At 38.1% G+C, this 15,247-nt stretch carries 9 protein-coding genes and 20 tRNA genes; 26 read left to right on the forward strand and 3 right to left on the reverse strand.

The genetic code is table 11. The features are described 5' to 3' along the window. Nucleotides 1–2 precede the first annotated feature (2 nt). The 26 genes from A9C19_RS03955 to A9C19_RS04080 all read left to right on the forward strand — a co-directional run bounded on the left by A9C19_RS03955 (nucleotide 3) and on the right by A9C19_RS04080 (nucleotide 11,642). Nucleotides 3–78, forward strand: a tRNA-Thr gene (locus A9C19_RS03955). Between the two features lie 156 nt (nucleotides 79–234). Further along, nucleotides 235–310, forward strand: a tRNA-Lys gene (locus A9C19_RS03960). A gap of 12 nt (nucleotides 311–322) precedes the next feature. Continuing rightward, nucleotides 323–405 (forward strand) — tRNA-Leu (locus tag A9C19_RS03965). Between the two features lie 34 nt (nucleotides 406–439). Continuing rightward, nucleotides 440–514, forward strand: a tRNA-Gly gene (locus tag A9C19_RS03970). 8 nt (nucleotides 515–522) lie between these two features. Then, nucleotides 523–611 (forward strand) — tRNA-Leu (locus tag A9C19_RS03975). A gap of 37 nt (nucleotides 612–648) precedes the next feature. Further along, nucleotides 649–725, forward strand: a tRNA-Arg gene (locus A9C19_RS03980). 4 nt (nucleotides 726–729) lie between these two features. Next, nucleotides 730–806: transfer RNA gene (locus tag A9C19_RS03985), tRNA-Pro, on the forward strand. An 11-nt stretch (nucleotides 807–817) separates the two neighbouring features. Next, nucleotides 818–893, forward strand: a tRNA-Ala gene (locus A9C19_RS03990). A 25-nt stretch (nucleotides 894–918) separates the two neighbouring features. Then, nucleotides 919–995: transfer RNA gene (locus A9C19_RS03995), tRNA-Met, on the forward strand. Nucleotides 996–999: 4 nt separating this feature from the next. Next, nucleotides 1,000–1,076: transfer RNA gene (locus A9C19_RS04000), tRNA-Ile, on the forward strand. Between the two features lie 8 nt (nucleotides 1,077–1,084). Next, nucleotides 1,085–1,177 (forward strand) — tRNA-Ser (locus tag A9C19_RS04005). A 19-nt stretch (nucleotides 1,178–1,196) separates the two neighbouring features. Then, nucleotides 1,197–1,273 (forward strand) — tRNA-Met (locus A9C19_RS04010). 28 nt (nucleotides 1,274–1,301) lie between these two features. Then, nucleotides 1,302–1,378, forward strand: a tRNA-Asp gene (locus A9C19_RS04015). Between the two features lie 37 nt (nucleotides 1,379–1,415). Then, a tRNA-Phe gene (locus A9C19_RS04020) sits at nucleotides 1,416–1,488 on the forward strand. 19 nt (nucleotides 1,489–1,507) lie between these two features. Further along, nucleotides 1,508–1,583, forward strand: a tRNA-His gene (locus tag A9C19_RS04025). Between the two features lie 3 nt (nucleotides 1,584–1,586). Continuing rightward, nucleotides 1,587–1,660 (forward strand) — tRNA-Gly (locus tag A9C19_RS04030). Nucleotides 1,661–1,664: 4 nt separating this feature from the next. After that, nucleotides 1,665–1,741: transfer RNA gene (locus A9C19_RS04035), tRNA-Ile, on the forward strand. Nucleotides 1,742–1,751: 10 nt separating this feature from the next. After that, nucleotides 1,752–1,826, forward strand: a tRNA-Asn gene (locus A9C19_RS04040). A 3-nt stretch (nucleotides 1,827–1,829) separates the two neighbouring features. Further along, nucleotides 1,830–1,920, forward strand: a tRNA-Ser gene (locus A9C19_RS04045). A 19-nt stretch (nucleotides 1,921–1,939) separates the two neighbouring features. Next, nucleotides 1,940–2,011, forward strand: a tRNA-Glu gene (locus A9C19_RS04050). A 607-nt stretch (nucleotides 2,012–2,618) separates the two neighbouring features. Beyond that, a complete protein-coding gene (gene glgB / locus A9C19_RS04055; RefSeq protein WP_099092737.1) occupies nucleotides 2,619–4,541 on the forward strand; it encodes a 1,4-alpha-glucan branching enzyme in 1,923 nt (640 codons plus the stop codon). Beyond that, the gene (locus tag A9C19_RS04060; protein WP_072581730.1) at nucleotides 4,498–5,661 is read left to right on the forward strand and encodes a glucose-1-phosphate adenylyltransferase; all 1,164 of its coding nucleotides are present in this window, start codon (nucleotides 4,498–4,500) and stop codon (nucleotides 5,659–5,661) included. Before glgB ends, A9C19_RS04060 begins: the two co-directional genes overlap by 44 nt. 185 nt (nucleotides 5,662–5,846) lie before the next feature. Further along, nucleotides 5,847–6,863: a GlgC family sugar phosphate nucleotidyltransferase gene (locus A9C19_RS04065; protein WP_072581732.1), complete on the forward strand. Its 1,017-nt coding sequence runs from the start codon at nucleotides 5,847–5,849 to the stop codon at nucleotides 6,861–6,863. Then, nucleotides 6,860–8,305, forward strand: coding sequence for a glycogen synthase GlgA (glgA, locus tag A9C19_RS04070; protein ID WP_072578752.1), 1,446 nt, complete (start codon nucleotides 6,860–6,862; stop codon nucleotides 8,303–8,305). The genes A9C19_RS04065 and glgA overlap by 4 nt, the downstream gene beginning before the upstream one ends. Then, nucleotides 8,295–10,700 (forward strand): glycogen/starch/alpha-glucan phosphorylase, encoded by a 2,406-nt coding sequence (locus A9C19_RS04075; protein WP_072578753.1) that lies wholly within the window; start codon nucleotides 8,295–8,297, stop codon nucleotides 10,698–10,700. Before glgA ends, A9C19_RS04075 begins: the two co-directional genes overlap by 11 nt. A gap of 411 nt (nucleotides 10,701–11,111) precedes the next feature. Further along, nucleotides 11,112–11,642 carry a WGR domain-containing protein gene (locus tag A9C19_RS04080; protein ID WP_072578754.1) on the forward strand — a complete coding sequence of 177 codons (531 nt, stop codon included), beginning with the start codon at nucleotides 11,112–11,114 and terminating at the stop codon, nucleotides 11,640–11,642. A 517-nt stretch (nucleotides 11,643–12,159) separates the two neighbouring features. Here the strand turns inward: A9C19_RS04080 and A9C19_RS04085 are convergent. The 3 genes from A9C19_RS04085 to A9C19_RS04095 form a co-directional block, all read right to left on the reverse strand. Beyond that, the gene (locus A9C19_RS04085; protein WP_072578755.1) at nucleotides 12,160–12,951 is read right to left on the reverse strand and encodes a TIGR00266 family protein; all 792 of its coding nucleotides are present in this window, start codon (nucleotides 12,949–12,951) and stop codon (nucleotides 12,160–12,162) included. A 323-nt stretch (nucleotides 12,952–13,274) separates the two neighbouring features. After that, on the reverse strand, nucleotides 13,275–14,033 hold the full coding sequence (locus A9C19_RS04090) for a TraR/DksA C4-type zinc finger protein (RefSeq protein WP_072581733.1): 759 nt from the start codon (nucleotides 14,031–14,033) through the stop codon (nucleotides 13,275–13,277). Between the two features lie 135 nt (nucleotides 14,034–14,168). Then, complete coding sequence (locus A9C19_RS04095; RefSeq protein ID WP_072581734.1) at nucleotides 14,169–15,101, reverse strand: 1,4-dihydroxy-2-naphthoate polyprenyltransferase; 933 nt, start codon at nucleotides 15,099–15,101, stop codon at nucleotides 14,169–14,171. Nucleotides 15,102–15,247 lie beyond the last annotated feature (146 nt).

Consider the following 15,247-nt stretch of genomic DNA (forward strand, 5'->3'; position numbering starts at 1 on the left):
AAGCCGGTGTAGCTCAACTGGTAGAGCAACTGACTTGTAATCAGTAGGTTGGGGGTTCAAGTCCTCTCGCCGGCACCATTTTCACTTGGGTTTTATTAGACAAGAGCCATTAGCTCAGTTGGTAGAGCACGATTGCATATGCTAGAAAGCTAAGCTACAGCATACAAATCGAGATGCTCCTTGAATTTACTTCCTGAGATTTGGATGTCAAAACTAAGAGTGTTTTAAAATTTAGAGCCATTAGCTCAGTTGGTAGAGCATCTGACTTTTAATCAGAGGGTCGAAGGTTCGAGTCCTTCATGGCTCACCATATACACACCTTGCGGGTGTGGCGGAATTGGCAGACGCGCTAGACTTAGGATCTAGTGTCCTTGTGACGTGGGGGTTCAAGTCCCTTCACCCGCATTTTTATTTATAACGAAAATAATACTGTTTTTTTGCGGAAGTAGTTCAGTGGTAGAACACCACCTTGCCAAGGTGGGGGTCGCGGGTTCGAATCCCGTCTTCCGCTCCAAAAGTAGTGCCGGGGTGGCGGAACTGGCAGACGCACAGGACTTAAAATCCTGCGGTAGGTGACTACCGTACCGGTTCGATTCCGGTCCTCGGCACCATATTATTTTACAATTTATAGATTTCTTTAAAACATTAGCGCCCGTAGCTCAATTGGATAGAGCGTTTGACTACGGATCAAAAGGTTAGGGGTTCGACTCCTCTCGGGCGCGCCATAAACGGGAAGTAGCTCAGCTTGGTAGAGCACTTGGTTTGGGACCAAGGGGTCGCAGGTTCGAATCCTGTCTTCCCGACCATATCCGTTTTTGGGGCCTTAGCTCAGCTGGGAGAGCGCCTGCTTTGCACGCAGGAGGTCAGCGGTTCGATCCCGCTAGGCTCCACCAATAAATATCATGTAAATACCATTATGGCGGTGTAGCTCAGCTGGCTAGAGCGTACGGTTCATACCCGTGAGGTCGTGGGTTCGATTCCCTCCGCCGCTACCATTTTGGACCTTTAGCTCAGTTGGTTAGAGCAGACGGCTCATAACCGTCCGGTCGTAGGTTCGAGTCCTACAAGGTCCACCATTATTCTAGGAGGAATACCCAAGTCCGGCTGAAGGGATCGGTCTTGAAAACCGACAGGGGTGTCAAAGCCCGCAGGGGTTCGAATCCCCTTTCCTCCTCCATAATTATATTCCCTATCATCGCGGGGTGGAGCAGTCTGGTAGCTCGTCGGGCTCATAACCCGAAGGTCGCAGGTTCAAATCCTGTCCCCGCAACCAAGTTATTTTCACTTCGTGAAAAAACTAAGGTCCGGTAGTTCAGTTGGTTAGAATGCCTGCCTGTCACGCAGGAGGTCGCGGGTTCGAGTCCCGTCCGGACCGCCATTTCAATCTTAGTAGAAGCAAACAATAAATCTTATATGGCTCGGTAGCTCAGTTGGTAGAGCAATGGACTGAAAATCCATGTGTCGGCGGTTCGATTCCGTCCCGAGCCACCTTTTAAATGAAATAATGGCGATTGTGGCGAAGTGGTTAACGCATCGGATTGTGGTTCCGACATTCGTGGGTTCGATTCCCATCAGTCGCCCCATTTGCGGGTGTAGTTTAGTGGTAAAACCTCAGCCTTCCAAGCTGATGATGAGGGTTCGATTCCCTTCACCCGCTCCAAAATGGGCCTATAGCTCAGCTGGTTAGAGCGCACGCCTGATAAGCGTGAGGTCGATGGTTCGAGTCCATTTAGGCCCACCATTTTATTTGTTCCGCAGTAGCTCAGTGGTAGAGCTATCGGCTGTTAACCGATCGGTCGCAGGTTCGAGTCCTGCCTGCGGAGCCAAATGGGGAAGTACTCAAGTGGCTGAAGAGGCGCCCCTGCTAAGGGTGTAGGTCGTGTAAGCGGCGCGAGGGTTCAAATCCCTCCTTCTCCGCCATTTTAATTGTTTAAAATTAGGCCCGTTGGTCAAGCGGTTAAGACACCGCCCTTTCACGGCGGTAACACGGGTTCGAATCCCGTACGGGTCATAAGATAAAAAACACTACTATTTGTTAGTAGTGTTTTTTTGTTATTTCGTAAAAGATAAAATGCAACGCTTGAGGATAAGCAATTCTACATCTACCCTTGTAAAAACGACCCTTCATAAAAAATCCACTTAAAAATAGTAGTTTCCTTAATGTCTTTTGATTTTCGTTTTATTTGAGTATATTTTATTACACACTCATTGAATCGAATTCATAAAACCCTCTAAAATAAAAACAACTACACATTTTCCTTTGAAAAATAAAAAAAACTATCCAACAAAATCCTACAAAATGTCGAAAAATTTATTATGTTAATAAAATGTTTTGATTGAAGTAGATATTAAAAACACTGATTAAATCAGGCATCAACTACTTAACCTAGTAAAGAATAACTTTTTTATTAAATTTCAGTTTAGCAGGAAATTGTTAGGAAAACAGCGGTTTTTGGCTATTATGTTAAAGAGTTTCTTATATTTTAAAAGTATAGTAATTCACTATTTCCTCTTTGATTTTGTTGGTTTATGTCGTAAAAAAGAAACGTTTTCACAGAAGGGAATTATTTGTATCTCTTGAATGTTAAGCATAGATAATAAAGGAAAGGGTGAATTTGGTGACAGTCATTTGTCCAACAGACTTCGATATTCATTTGTTTCACGAAGGAAGTTCGTTTGAGAGTTATGTTTTTTTAGGAGCACATGTTCAAACAATAGATGATCTAGTCGGAACAAGCTTCTGTGTGTGGGCCCCTCATGCAAAGGAAGTAAATGTTGTTGGAAACTTTAATGATTGGTCAGGGGAAAATCATAGGATGAACAAACTAAATGCGGAGGGATTATGGCATTTATTTATACCAGGAATCGTTCATGGTGAACTCTACAAATACGAAATACTAACAAATGATAACACGATCCTTCTCAAGGCAGATCCATATGCTTTCTACTCTGAGCTTCGACCAAATACTGCTTCTGTGGTATACGATTTATCTGGTTATCGTTGGAATGATGCAAAATGGAAGAAGAGGAAGCGTTTAAGGCAACCTTATGATCGACCTATGTCCATTTATGAAGTGCATCTAGGTACATGGAGAAAGAAAGAAGATGGTGAGTTATACACGTACCTTGAGCTAGCAGAAACTCTTATTCCCTATGTCCTTGCTCATGGATTTACTCATGTGGAGCTGTTACCGATTATTGAACATCCATACGATAGATCCTGGGGCTATCAAGGTACTGGCTACTATTCGGCAACTAGTCGCTTCGGTGAACCTAAGGAGCTCATGGCCTTTATTGATGCCTGCCACGAGGTTAATCTTGGAGTCATTATTGACTGGGTTCCTGGACATTTTTGTAAGGATGCTCATGGATTATACATGTTTGATGGGGAACCAACATATGATTATCCAAATGAGAATGACAGAGAAAATAGAGTATGGGGCACTGCTAATTTTGATTTAGGAAAACCAGAAGTTCATAGCTTTCTTATTTCAAATGCTCTATTTTGGATAGAATATTTTCATGTCGATGGTTTTCGTGTAGATGCTGTTGCTAATATGCTCTATTGGCCCAATTCAAATGAATTAGTAGAAAATCCATTTGCGATTGATTTTTTGCGAAAATTAAATGAAGCTGTATTTGCAAAAGATCCAGATCTATTAATGATTGCTGAAGATTCAACCGATTGGGCATTGGTTACCTCTCCTACCTCGTCTGGTGGCTTGGGTTTTAACTACAAATGGAATATGGGCTGGATGAACGATATCCTTACATATATGGAGGCACCTCCAGAAAAAAGATATGATCTCCACCATAAAGTAACATTCTCCTTAATTTATGCTTTTTCTGAAAACTTCATTTTGCCTTTCTCTCATGATGAAGTCGTACATGGAAAAAAATCATTATTAAATAAAATGCCAGGTGACTACTGGCAAAAATTTGCGCAGCTAAGACTTCTCTATGCGTTTATGTTTGCACATCCTGGAAAGAAATTGCTCTTTATGGGAGGTGAATTTGCACAATTTGACGAGTGGAAGGATCTTGAACAGTTAGATTGGATGCTAGAAGATTATGAAATGCATCAAAAAATGAGAAACTATCTAGTCTACCTTCAATCAATCTATCAAAAACAGAAGCCTTTTTATGAATTAGATCATATAGAGGCAGGGTTTGAGTGGATTGATGTAGATAATCGAGATCAGAGTATCTTCTCTTTTTTAAGAAAAGGACAAAAAGACAACGATCTGCTTGTCGTTGTGTGTAACTTTAAGCCAGTAGTCTACTATGAATATAAAGTCGGGGTCCCTATTGATACTGAGTATGTTGAAATTTTAAATAGCGATGGGCTCGAGTATGGTGGATCTAATCAAGTTAACGGAAAAAATCTTAAAGCGATTGAGGGAGAATGTCATGGAAGACCTTATCATATATCCATGACAATTCCTCCCTATGCAGCAGTGATTTTACGAGCAGTGAAAAAGAGAGGGGAGAACAAAAATGGGAAGAAAAAAGTGCGTCGCAATGCTTCTAGCAGGGGGTAAGGGGAGTAGACTAAGTTCTTTAACTAAAAGTCTAGCTAAACCTGCAGTACCGTTCGGGGGAAAATATAGAATAATTGATTTCACACTGAGTAATTGTACGAATTCAGGTATAGATACGGTAGGGGTCCTCACCCAGTATCAGCCCCTATTATTAAATTCTTATATTGGAATAGGTAGTGTTTGGGACTTAGATCGTAAAAATGGCGGCGTCACTGTTCTTCCCCCTTACACAGAATCATCTGGGGTCAAATGGTATAAAGGAACTGCAAGTGCCATTTATCAAAATATTAATTACATCAAACAATACGATCCAGAGTATGTCCTCATTTTGTCAGGGGATCACATATACAAGATGGATTACTCCAAAATGTTAGATTATCATGTTGAAAAAAATGCAGATGCATCTATATCTGTTATCGAAGTACCATGGGATGAAGCAAGTAGATTCGGCATTATGAATACGAACGAGCAAATGGAAGTTGTGGAATTTGATGAAAAGCCAGCGCATCCGAAAAGTAATTTAGCATCCATGGGAATTTATATTTTTAAATGGTCAGTATTAAAAGAATTTCTTGAAATGGACGAAAGGAATCAAGAATCGAGTCACGATTTTGGGAAAGATATTATACCGATGTTATTGGAAGAGGAAAAGAATGTTGTTGCATATCCTTTCAAAGGCTATTGGAAGGATGTTGGTACGGTAAAGAGCCTATGGGAAGCTAATATGGACCTATTAAATGATGAATCTTTGTTAAATCTATTTGATTATCATTGGAAGATTTATTCGGTTAATTCAAACCATCCCCCTCAATTTATTGCGGAAGAAGCGCGAGTAACAAATTCATTTATTAATGATGGATGCGTCATATCGGGTAGTGTAGATCATTCCGTTCTATTTCAAGGGGTAACAGTCGGACGACAGTCTACAATTAAAGAATGTGTGATTATGCCAGATGCTGAAATTGGTCAAAATGTACTGTTAGAACGTGCAATTGTGCCAGGTGGCATTTCAATCCCCGATGGAACTGTTATCTGTCCAACAGATAAAGAAGAAATCATTCTTGTAACGGAAGAAATAGTAGAGGGAATTTCGAATGAAGCTGATGTTCAAACAAATTAACTATTCGAAGTGGAAAGGGCAATAAGTTTCCCAAATTGAACTTCGCTAGAGAGAATCACACATTTAGACAAAACCAAAAGTAGATTAGGTGTCTCTAGTAAGGTTTTAGCTAGTATCCTTTTATTAAAAAAACTAGAGCATCTCTTCTTATATGACAGAAGGGAGAATAGACATTGAATAATAAAATGTTAGCAATTATTGATTCAACAGCTTTTATGCCTGAAATGGAGGATTTAACATTACATCGTTCATTAGGGGCCATTCCTTTTGCTGGGCGTTATCGGTTAATAGATTTTGTTTTATCAAATATGGTGAACTCCGATATAGAGAGCGTTGCAATATTCCCGAAATATTCCTACCGATCACTAATGGACCATGTAGGTTCTGGGAAACAATGGGATTTAAATCGTAAAAAGGATGGCCTCTTTTTCTTCCCTTCTCCTCATCTTCACAATGAGTATGATGAATTTGGCTCTTTTCGTCAATTCCAAGATCATTATGATTACTTCTTAAGAAGTAGTCAAGAATATGCAGTCATTACAAATAGTCATACTGTGTGCAATATTGATTATAAAAAGGTGCTAGAGAGACATATAGAAAATAGGTGTGACATCACTGAAGTAAGGAAAAATGGTGAGTCGTTGCAAATGTATATGATGTCTACAACGCTATTAAAGGATTTAATTGAAGATAAAACACAAACAGGGTGTAAAACCCTTTCGGATATTATTGTTGATAATCGTAAGAACTTAACCATTTGTGATTTTGAATTTAGCGGCTATGCGGCAAGAATTGACTCCATTTCAAGTTATTACAAGCACAGTCTTGAACTGTTAAATCCGGACATTTGGCAGGAAATATTTAAGAAAGATCGGCCAATTTTAACAAAAGCGAAAGATGAACCTCCAACAATGTATGGGAAGGATTCTGTTGTGAAAAATTCTCTTATTGCAAACGGATGTAAAATTGAAGGCCATGTGGAAAATAGCATTATTTTTAGAGGAGTTCACATTGGAAAGGATACAGTCATAAAAAACAGCGTCATTATGCAAAAAACAAACATTGGGGAACAGTGTTTACTTGAAAATGTTATTGCAGATAAAGATGTAAAGGTCCTAGATTACACCCAATTAGAAGGAGGAAGTAAAAAGCCTCTTATTCTTAGAAAGAAAACAATCCAAGGAGCGATGATGAACTCGTGAATGTACTTTTTGCTGTATCAGAGTGTGCCCCCTTTGTGAAATCAGGGGGGCTTGCGGATGTTGCCGGAGCCTTACCGAAGGAATTAAAGAAAGCTGGGGTAGATGTAAGAGTTATCTTACCAAAATACCATTTAATTGGGGAGAAATTTCGAAATCAGATGAAGCAATTAACTGAAATAAAGGTTTCGGTTGGCTGGAGACAGCAATTTTGTGGGATTGAAACGCTCGTTTATGATGGGATAACGTATTATTTTCTTGACAATGAATATTATTTTAAGCGAGATTCTTTATACGGTCATTATGATGATGCAGAGCGTTTTTCCTTTTTTTGTCGGGGGGTCTTAGAGACAATTCAGGCCATTGACTTTCAACCTGACGTTATACATACGCATGATTGGCATACAGGTATGATTACTTTCTTGTTAAAGGAAGAATATGTTCATCTTCCTTTTTATTCAGAAATTAAAACGGTATTTACCATTCATAACCTGCAATTTCAAGGGATATTTCCACATAGTGTTCTATATGATCTTTTAGGGGTCCATACAGATACTTTTGAAAAGGTTGAATTTCATGGTTTAGTAAATTTCATGAAAGGAAGTATCAACTCAGCAGATCTTATTACAACGGTTAGTCCAACATATAAGGAAGAAATTAAGACATCGTATTATGGTGAAAATTTAGATGGTTTACTCTCTTTTCACAATGAACGGTTAGTCGGTATTTTGAATGGAATAGATACAGAAGTGTATCACCCTGCTATAGACGATCTCATTGCGAAACCATATGGTGTTGAGACTCTGGAGGATAAGGCTTTCAACAAACAGTATCTACAGACTTACTTTGACTTACCAGTAGAGGAAAAAACACCAATCATATCAATGGTAACGAGGTTAACAAAGCAAAAAGGACTAGATTTGGTCAAAAGGGTACTAGATGAGATATTGAATGAAGATGTGCAGATGATTATATTAGGTACTGGTGATAAGGAATTTGAAGACTATTTTCGTTATATAGAAGCGAAGTATCCAACGAAATTTAAAGCGTTTATAGGCTTTGACGAAAAGCTTGCTCATAGCATTTATGCAGGTTCAGATATGTTTTTAATGCCATCCAAATTCGAGCCATGTGGTTTAGGTCAGTTAATTGCGCTTCAGTATGGAGCGATACCGATTGTTCGGGAGACAGGTGGACTAAATGATACGGTTCATGCATATCGTGAAGAGGTTAAATCGGGAAATGGGTTTACGTTTAAACATTTCAATGCACATGATATGTTCTACACAATTAATCGAGCACTCCAGTTCTATCATGAGTCAGATACATGGGCTGAAATCATGAAAGAAGCAATGACAAAAGACTATAGTTGGAGTCAGTCAGCTAAGAAATATTTGATGCTTTATACTGACCTAATGGATGGGAGTGAAGTTCGTGTCCTCTAACAAAGACTCTTTTAAAAATAATTTTTTAAAGCGACTTGAAAGTATGTGTGGAAAGGGTTTTGAAGAATCAACAAAGCGTGATCAGTACTACACGTTAGGGAATATGGTAAGAGAATACATCAGTAGAAAGTGGATTGAAACGAACGAGTTATATCGTTCTGAAAATAAGAAGCAGGTGTATTACTTATCAATTGAATTTTTATTAGGACGGTTATTAGTCCAAAATTTATTAAACCTCGGTATTAAAGATGTTGTAGAGGAAGGGTTAAAGGAATTACACATCTCTTTGAATGATATTGAAGAATGTGAATCAGATGCTGCTTTAGGAAATGGAGGGTTAGGGAGGCTGGCTGCCTGCTTCCTTGACTCTCTTGCAACGCTAAATTTGCCAGGACATGGATGTGGTATCCGTTACAAACATGGTCTGTTTGATCAAAAGATTGTGGATGGATATCAGGTAGAGCTTCCCGAACAATGGCTCAGGCATGGGAATGTGTGGGAGGTTCGTAAATCTGATGAAGCGAAAGAAGTTCTGTTTTGGGGAAGAGTTGAAACGATTGTAGAAGAAAATCATGTTTCCTTCAACCATGTGGGAGCAGAAAAGGTTCTTGCAGTACCTTATGATATGCCAGTAGTAGGCTTTAACGTAAGCACCGTTAACACATTAAGATTATGGAATGCTGAACCTGCTTCTTTTGCTCCAAATAGAGATATCCTTACCTATAAACGCGATACAGAAGCAATTACGGATTTCTTGTACCCGGATGATACATATGATGAAGGAAAAATTCTAAGGTTAAAGCAACAATACTTCCTTGTATCATCAAGTATTCAAAATATTATGGCATCATATAAAAAAGAGAATGCGAATGTAAGAGAATTACACAAATCGGTTGCTATTCATATTAATGATACACATCCTGCGTTAGCTATACCTGAATTAATGAGAATTTTAATGGATATAGAAGGTTTAAGCTGGGAGGAAGCGTGGGAAGTGACGACAAAAACACTTTCTTATACGAATCATACCATTCTTTCTGAAGCATTAGAAAAGTGGCCAATTTATTTATTTAAACCTCTTTTACCAAGAATTTTTATGATTATAGAAGAGATTAATGAACGGTTTTGTGCGGAGCTGTGGGAGAAATATCCTGGTGATTGGTATAGAATAGAGCAGATGGCGATCATTGCACATGACTTGGTTAAAATGGCGCATCTAGCTATTGTAGGAAGTAACAGTATCAATGGAGTAGCAAAAATTCATTCGGAAATTTTAAAGAATCGAGAAATGAAGACTTTTTATGAAATGTACCCCACAAAATTTAATAACAAAACAAATGGAATCACACATAGAAGATGGTTATTGAAGTCGAATCCCGAGTTAACCACTTTGTTAAAAAATACAATTGGTGATGAATTTGTTTCTAAACCTGAGATGTTACTAGATTTGAAAAAACATATCCATAATCCTTCATTAAAAGAGCAATTCTCTGATGTGAAACGATCTAGAAAAGAAATTCTAGCAAAGAAAATTGAAGAAAAAAATGGCATAAAAATCGATATAGATTCTATTTTTGATGTGCAAGTAAAAAGACTGCATGCATATAAAAGACAATTATTAAATGTTTTGCATATTATGTACCTATACAATCGATTAAAAGAGGATGCTAATTTTTTTATCCAACCAAGAACGTTTATCTTTGGAGCAAAGGCGTCACCGACCTATTATTATGCAAAAAAAATTATAAAGCTCATTCACTCTCTAGCTGATAAAGTGAATAATGATCCAAGAGTGTCAAAAGTCATTAAGGTTGTCTTTATGGAGAATTATCGTGTATCTCTTGCAGAAGATATTTTTCCAGCTGCTGACGTTAGTGAGCAAATCTCTACAGCAAGTAAAGAAGCTTCGGGTACTGGAAATATGAAATTTATGATGAATGGTGCACTCACAGTAGGAACTTTAGATGGAGCAAATATTGAAATCATGGAAGAAATCGGTCAAGAAAATATCTTTACATTTGGATTAACTGCGCAAGAAGTGCTAAATTATGAGGAAAATGGTCGTTATCGTTCTATGGAATATTATCATCATGATTTAAGAATCAGGCAGGTTGTTGATCAATTAACGAATGGTTTCTTTGCGGAGGATGAGGGAGAGTATGAAGCAATTGCAGATTCATTACTCGTACAAAATGATCAATATTTTGTCCTAAGAGACTTTGCTTCTTATATTGATGTTCAGGAACGAGTAGGCAGCGCTTATCAGGAAAATGATAGGTGGCTTGAAAAATCTTTAATCAATATTGCTCATTCAGGTTACTTTTCTAGTGATCGAACAATAAAGCAGTACGCTGACGAAATATGGAAGATAGAACCAATAGGTATGAAGGTTTAAGGATGTTCCAGACATTTGTTTTTACTAAAAAGGTGTTACCTAACCTTTATTACTGTTGAATATGAATGAGTCTACTAAATAAGTCAACATTCATATGAAATATTCTTGTAAACAAGAACGCTTACTGTGAGGGGAAATCACCGAATTTTAGGATTTTTTTATAAGCAAAAACAAAAAAAGTGGTTGGGTAAAAATAACGGGTTCTCCTTTGGGAGAGAAAACAATAAAATAAACCATTAAAAGACAGACCAATTATCAGAGTATTGGTTTGTCTTTTTTATTGCTAAATAAAGGTTTAAGTTGATATTCTAATAAAAATAACAGTAAACGATCATATACAATAAAGGTGGACAATAGCTATTGTCCTTGCTGATTAGAGGGCTATTTCTATGTTGATAAGGGGTGTTAATCTTGATTAAGATGACTAAACAGGTTGATGATGAGGTTTTGTATTGGGAAGTTTGGCAAGATGGTAAGACGCTTGTAATTCATTACGGTACTATTGGAGATACTGGTGAGACTGAGGAAAAGAAATTATCACTATTTCAAAAGGCAGAAAAGTTTATGGATGAATTAGCAGAAGAAAAAGCTAATGAGGGATACGATTATCTAGATGAAGATGAACTATTCGAGCTTGTTGTACAATATAGCTATGAAGAAGACCAGATGGAAGCAACTCTTGAAAAGCGACATCACGTTGAGGATTTAATGAATGAATGTTTAGGTTGGACAGGCAACGGTGCTTGTGATGGCGGAGATATAGGTAGTGGTACAGCTAATATTGTAAACTCTGTTATTGATGTTGAAAAAGCAACACAAACAATTATAGAAGAACTAAAGAACAATAACCTACTTGAAGGAGTAAAAATTGCTTATTTAAACCCTGAAGACGAAAAATACATCGCTTTGTATCCAGAAGGAGCCGATTTCGACCTAATGTAAAAGAGCATTGAGGCATCTCAATGCTCTTTTTTTGTTATTTTCTATGTTAATTGTATTGCTAAAACAAAGTGATTTATGCAATATAAATTTACTTCCCCTCCGAAAAGTGAACCCGTCAGGGTAAAAAAAAATCATTTTTTTAAAAGACGAAAGACGAACAATTATCTTTTTGCACGTTGTTCCTTATTAACATGTTGTGGTGGAAGAACAAGTACGTTCCATTCCGCTGCATCCCCTTGCTTTCCGCGGGAAAAAATGAACTGCTTTTTCATAGGGAGGAAGCTTTAGCCTCATCGGCTACGCCTGTGGGGTCTCACCCTTCCCTCCACCTCCCGACGGAGTCAAGTGTCTTTTCGCTCCATTGCACTAGCGATTAACAATCGTATTCATAAACAATACATGTAGTGATAAAGAATAAAACCCGAACGATATGGGAGATTTTCATTGGAAAATCACCTAATAGTTCGGGTTTCTCATTAACTGAAACACTTATGTCCCAGCTGCTTTTTTCTATCAATCAATCTCCATCTAACAAACGACCTATTCCACCAAGAAAACTTCCTTCTCCACGTGAATCTCCACCTGAAGACGGTGCACTTGCAATCACGCGGTCCGCTAGACGGCTAAATGGTAAGGTTTGAATCCAGACAGTCCCAGGTCCCTCAACGGTAGCAAAGAACAATCCTTCTCCACCAAAAAAGGCTGATTTTATTTTTCCAACATATTCAATATTGTAATCAACCTCTTTACTTAAAGCGACAAGACATCCTGTATCAACTCGCAATTTTTCTCCAGGTTGTAAATCTCTACGGATAATGGTTCCTCCTGCATGTAAAAAGGCAAGTCCGTCACCTTCAAGCTTTTGCATAATAAAGCCTTCTCCACCAAAAAAACCTGTTCCTAATTTTTTCTGAAAGTCGATTCCAATTGAAACACCTTTAGCGGCGCATAAAAACGAATCTTTTTGACATATAACTTTTCCACCTAACTCACTTAAATCAACAGGGATAATTTTTCCTGGATAGGGAGCTGCAAAGGATACGCGCTTCTTACCTACACCTTTATTTGTGAATACTGTCATAAATAAGCTCTCTCCAGTTATGACTCGTTTACCTGCTCCAACAAGCTTACCTAAGAACCCTTTTTGACTGTTATCTCCATCACCAAAGATGGTTTCCATATCAATTCCATCTTCCATCATCATCATGCCACCAGCTTCGGCAACGACGCTCTCGCTTGGGTCTAACTCAATTTCTACACATTGCATATCATCTCCGTGTAGAACGTAATCAATTTCATGTGCGTTCATGATAAATCCCCCCAAAAAGATTAGATACGTTCTTTTATTCTCTATATGATGATGAATTCCCTGCCTGTTTCATTGATTTGTAAGAAAAGAATAAGATTGATTAGAGGGAAAAAGAGAATTAGTTCGCTTTACTCTTTTCCCTTTTCTCAAAGGGTCTAGAGCAAGAACGATTCGTTCAGATTATAGGTACATAAGACAAAGAGGCTGGGACAAAACAAAGAGCCAGGCACCCTCCGATACAATCTATTGTGTGCACTAGATAAATCAGTGCGTACATATAGTCGTTACGATAAGGTGCCAGGCACTTCTGTCCCAGCCTCATTTTAAAGTTCTTCTTCGGTATATGGATCCTTTTCATAAGGAGGTAAATCTCCAAAAATGGTCATTAAACCGTCCTCGTCTAACATATCTTCATACTTCTCGTGTAATTTAGTGGGGTATATGGTGATTTCATTTCCTTCTATATCAGTGCCGACGAAGTTTTCATAATCTTCAACATAGCCATCAGGCTCTTGAGATTCCATATATACATCATTATAATGGTCAACATTTGGATTAGATAAATCTGACGGCGTTTCGGAAGACCCATAGCTGTTGACTACTTGGTAGGTGTCTTCTGCGTCAAATGCAACATTTTCGTCTTGTTCATCATAATTAAATTTCCCAAATGGGGGCATAAGCACACCTTCTTCAACTGGGCGATTGTGTGAGACAACCTGCTCAGGTGCATGCTCCTTACACGTAGTAGTTGTAGGTATTGCATCAAGTCGTTCAAGAGGTATATCAATTCCACACACCTCACATTTTCCATATGTTCCATTCTCAATTGCTTGTAAAGCTCTTTCAATATCATGTAATTCTTCTTCCGTATGTTCATTAAGAGCAAGGTCTTTTTCTCGCTCATATAATTCAGTTGCATCATCTGCCGGATGATTGTCATAACTTGAAAGTTCCCCCACAGATTCGTGAGGATGCTCCTCTTCCAACCCATAATGTTCATTCATTTCGAAGCGGTGGTTAATTTCTTCCTTCATTACCTGAAGCTGTGAGCGGAAGGTCTCAATTTGTTGTGAATTTAGCAAACCATCCACGCTCCTTCCTATATATTCTTTCTATAGGTAGTATGAGCAGGAATAGGGAAAACATGATTGTTAATATGTACTAACAATAGTGGAGGATCATATACGTAAACAAAAAACACAGGGAAGTCCCTGTGCTTACAAGTAGTGTCCGATAAATAATCCAATCGCTAAAAGAAAGCCAAATTGGACGTTTGTTTGTGCAGTTGCCTTCATCGCTGGCATCATTTCAATAGGTAATGTTTTTCCGATAAATAGTTTAACCGCTTTAAAGGCTTTCGGAGTGCTTAATAGGACAAGTAATGTCCAAAAAGATGTTAAACCTGAAAATAATAAGATAAAGATGATGAGATAGGCTGTTAAAAACATGCCTGCTAAAAAGATGATCGAATTTTTTTTACCTAACAATATGGCCAGTGTTTTTCGACCATTTTCTTTGTCACCGTCTAAATCACGAATATTGTTAGCTGTTAGAATTGCTCCAACTAACAGTGCAACAGGTAAAGAAATAAGAAAACTCTTCATCGTTACGGTTTCAGTTTGGATAAAAAAGGCTATTAATATAATAACATTACCCATAAAAAATCCAGCTACTAGCTCTCCAAATGGTGTGTAGGCTATTGGAATTGGCCCACCAGTGTAAAAATAACCAGCTAGCATGCAAATAATTCCAATAACGGCAACCCACCAGGAAGACATAAGACATATATAAAGACCAATTAATGTTGCGATACCAAAAAAGATAAAGGCTAAATTTAGTACCGTACGTGCTTTTATTCCGTTCCTTACGATTGCTCCGCCAATACCGACTGAGTTCTCGTTGTCTAGACCACGTTTATAATCAAAATACTCATTAAACATATTTGTTGCTGCTTGAATTAGAATTGATGCTACAAGCATTGCGATGAATAATGAGAGTTTTATGGATCCTTCGTGTAAAGCCAATACAGTTCCTATTGTAACGGGAATAAATGCAGCTGAAAGAGTATGTGGACGTAGAAGCATCCACCAAACTTTCCAACCTTTTTCCTTATTAACAGTAGGAAGATGTGGCGTTGTCTGAGGTTGCATACCATCTCTCCTTTTTTTTACAAAAAACCAATCATTCATACAAACGACTCCATAAAATAGTTTAGAAAAATATATAAGGGGTGTCAATCCTTTTCATATCTGCAATTGTAGCTTATTATTACCAGTAATGCCTATAAAATCATCAA

Origin of the sequence: Bacillus weihaiensis (assembly GCF_001889165.1) — a bacterium.
Classification (GTDB): Bacteria; Bacillota; Bacilli; order Bacillales; family Bacillaceae; genus Metabacillus; species Metabacillus weihaiensis.

Bases quoted from the DNA above. Each gene is read 5' to 3' on its own strand.
- A9C19_RS04085 (WP_072578755.1), bottom strand. From the start codon at position 12,951: ATGAACGCACATGAAATTGATTACGTTCTACACGGAGATGATATGCAA.
- A9C19_RS04060 (WP_072581730.1), top strand. From the start codon at position 4,498: ATGGGAAGAAAAAAGTGCGTCGCAATGCTTCTAGCAGGGGGTAAGGGG.
- A9C19_RS04095 (WP_072581734.1), bottom strand. From the start codon at position 15,101: ATGCAACCTCAGACAACGCCACATCTTCCTACTGTTAATAAGGAAAAA.
- A9C19_RS04065 (WP_072581732.1), top strand. From the start codon at position 5,847: ATGTTAGCAATTATTGATTCAACAGCTTTTATGCCTGAAATGGAGGAT.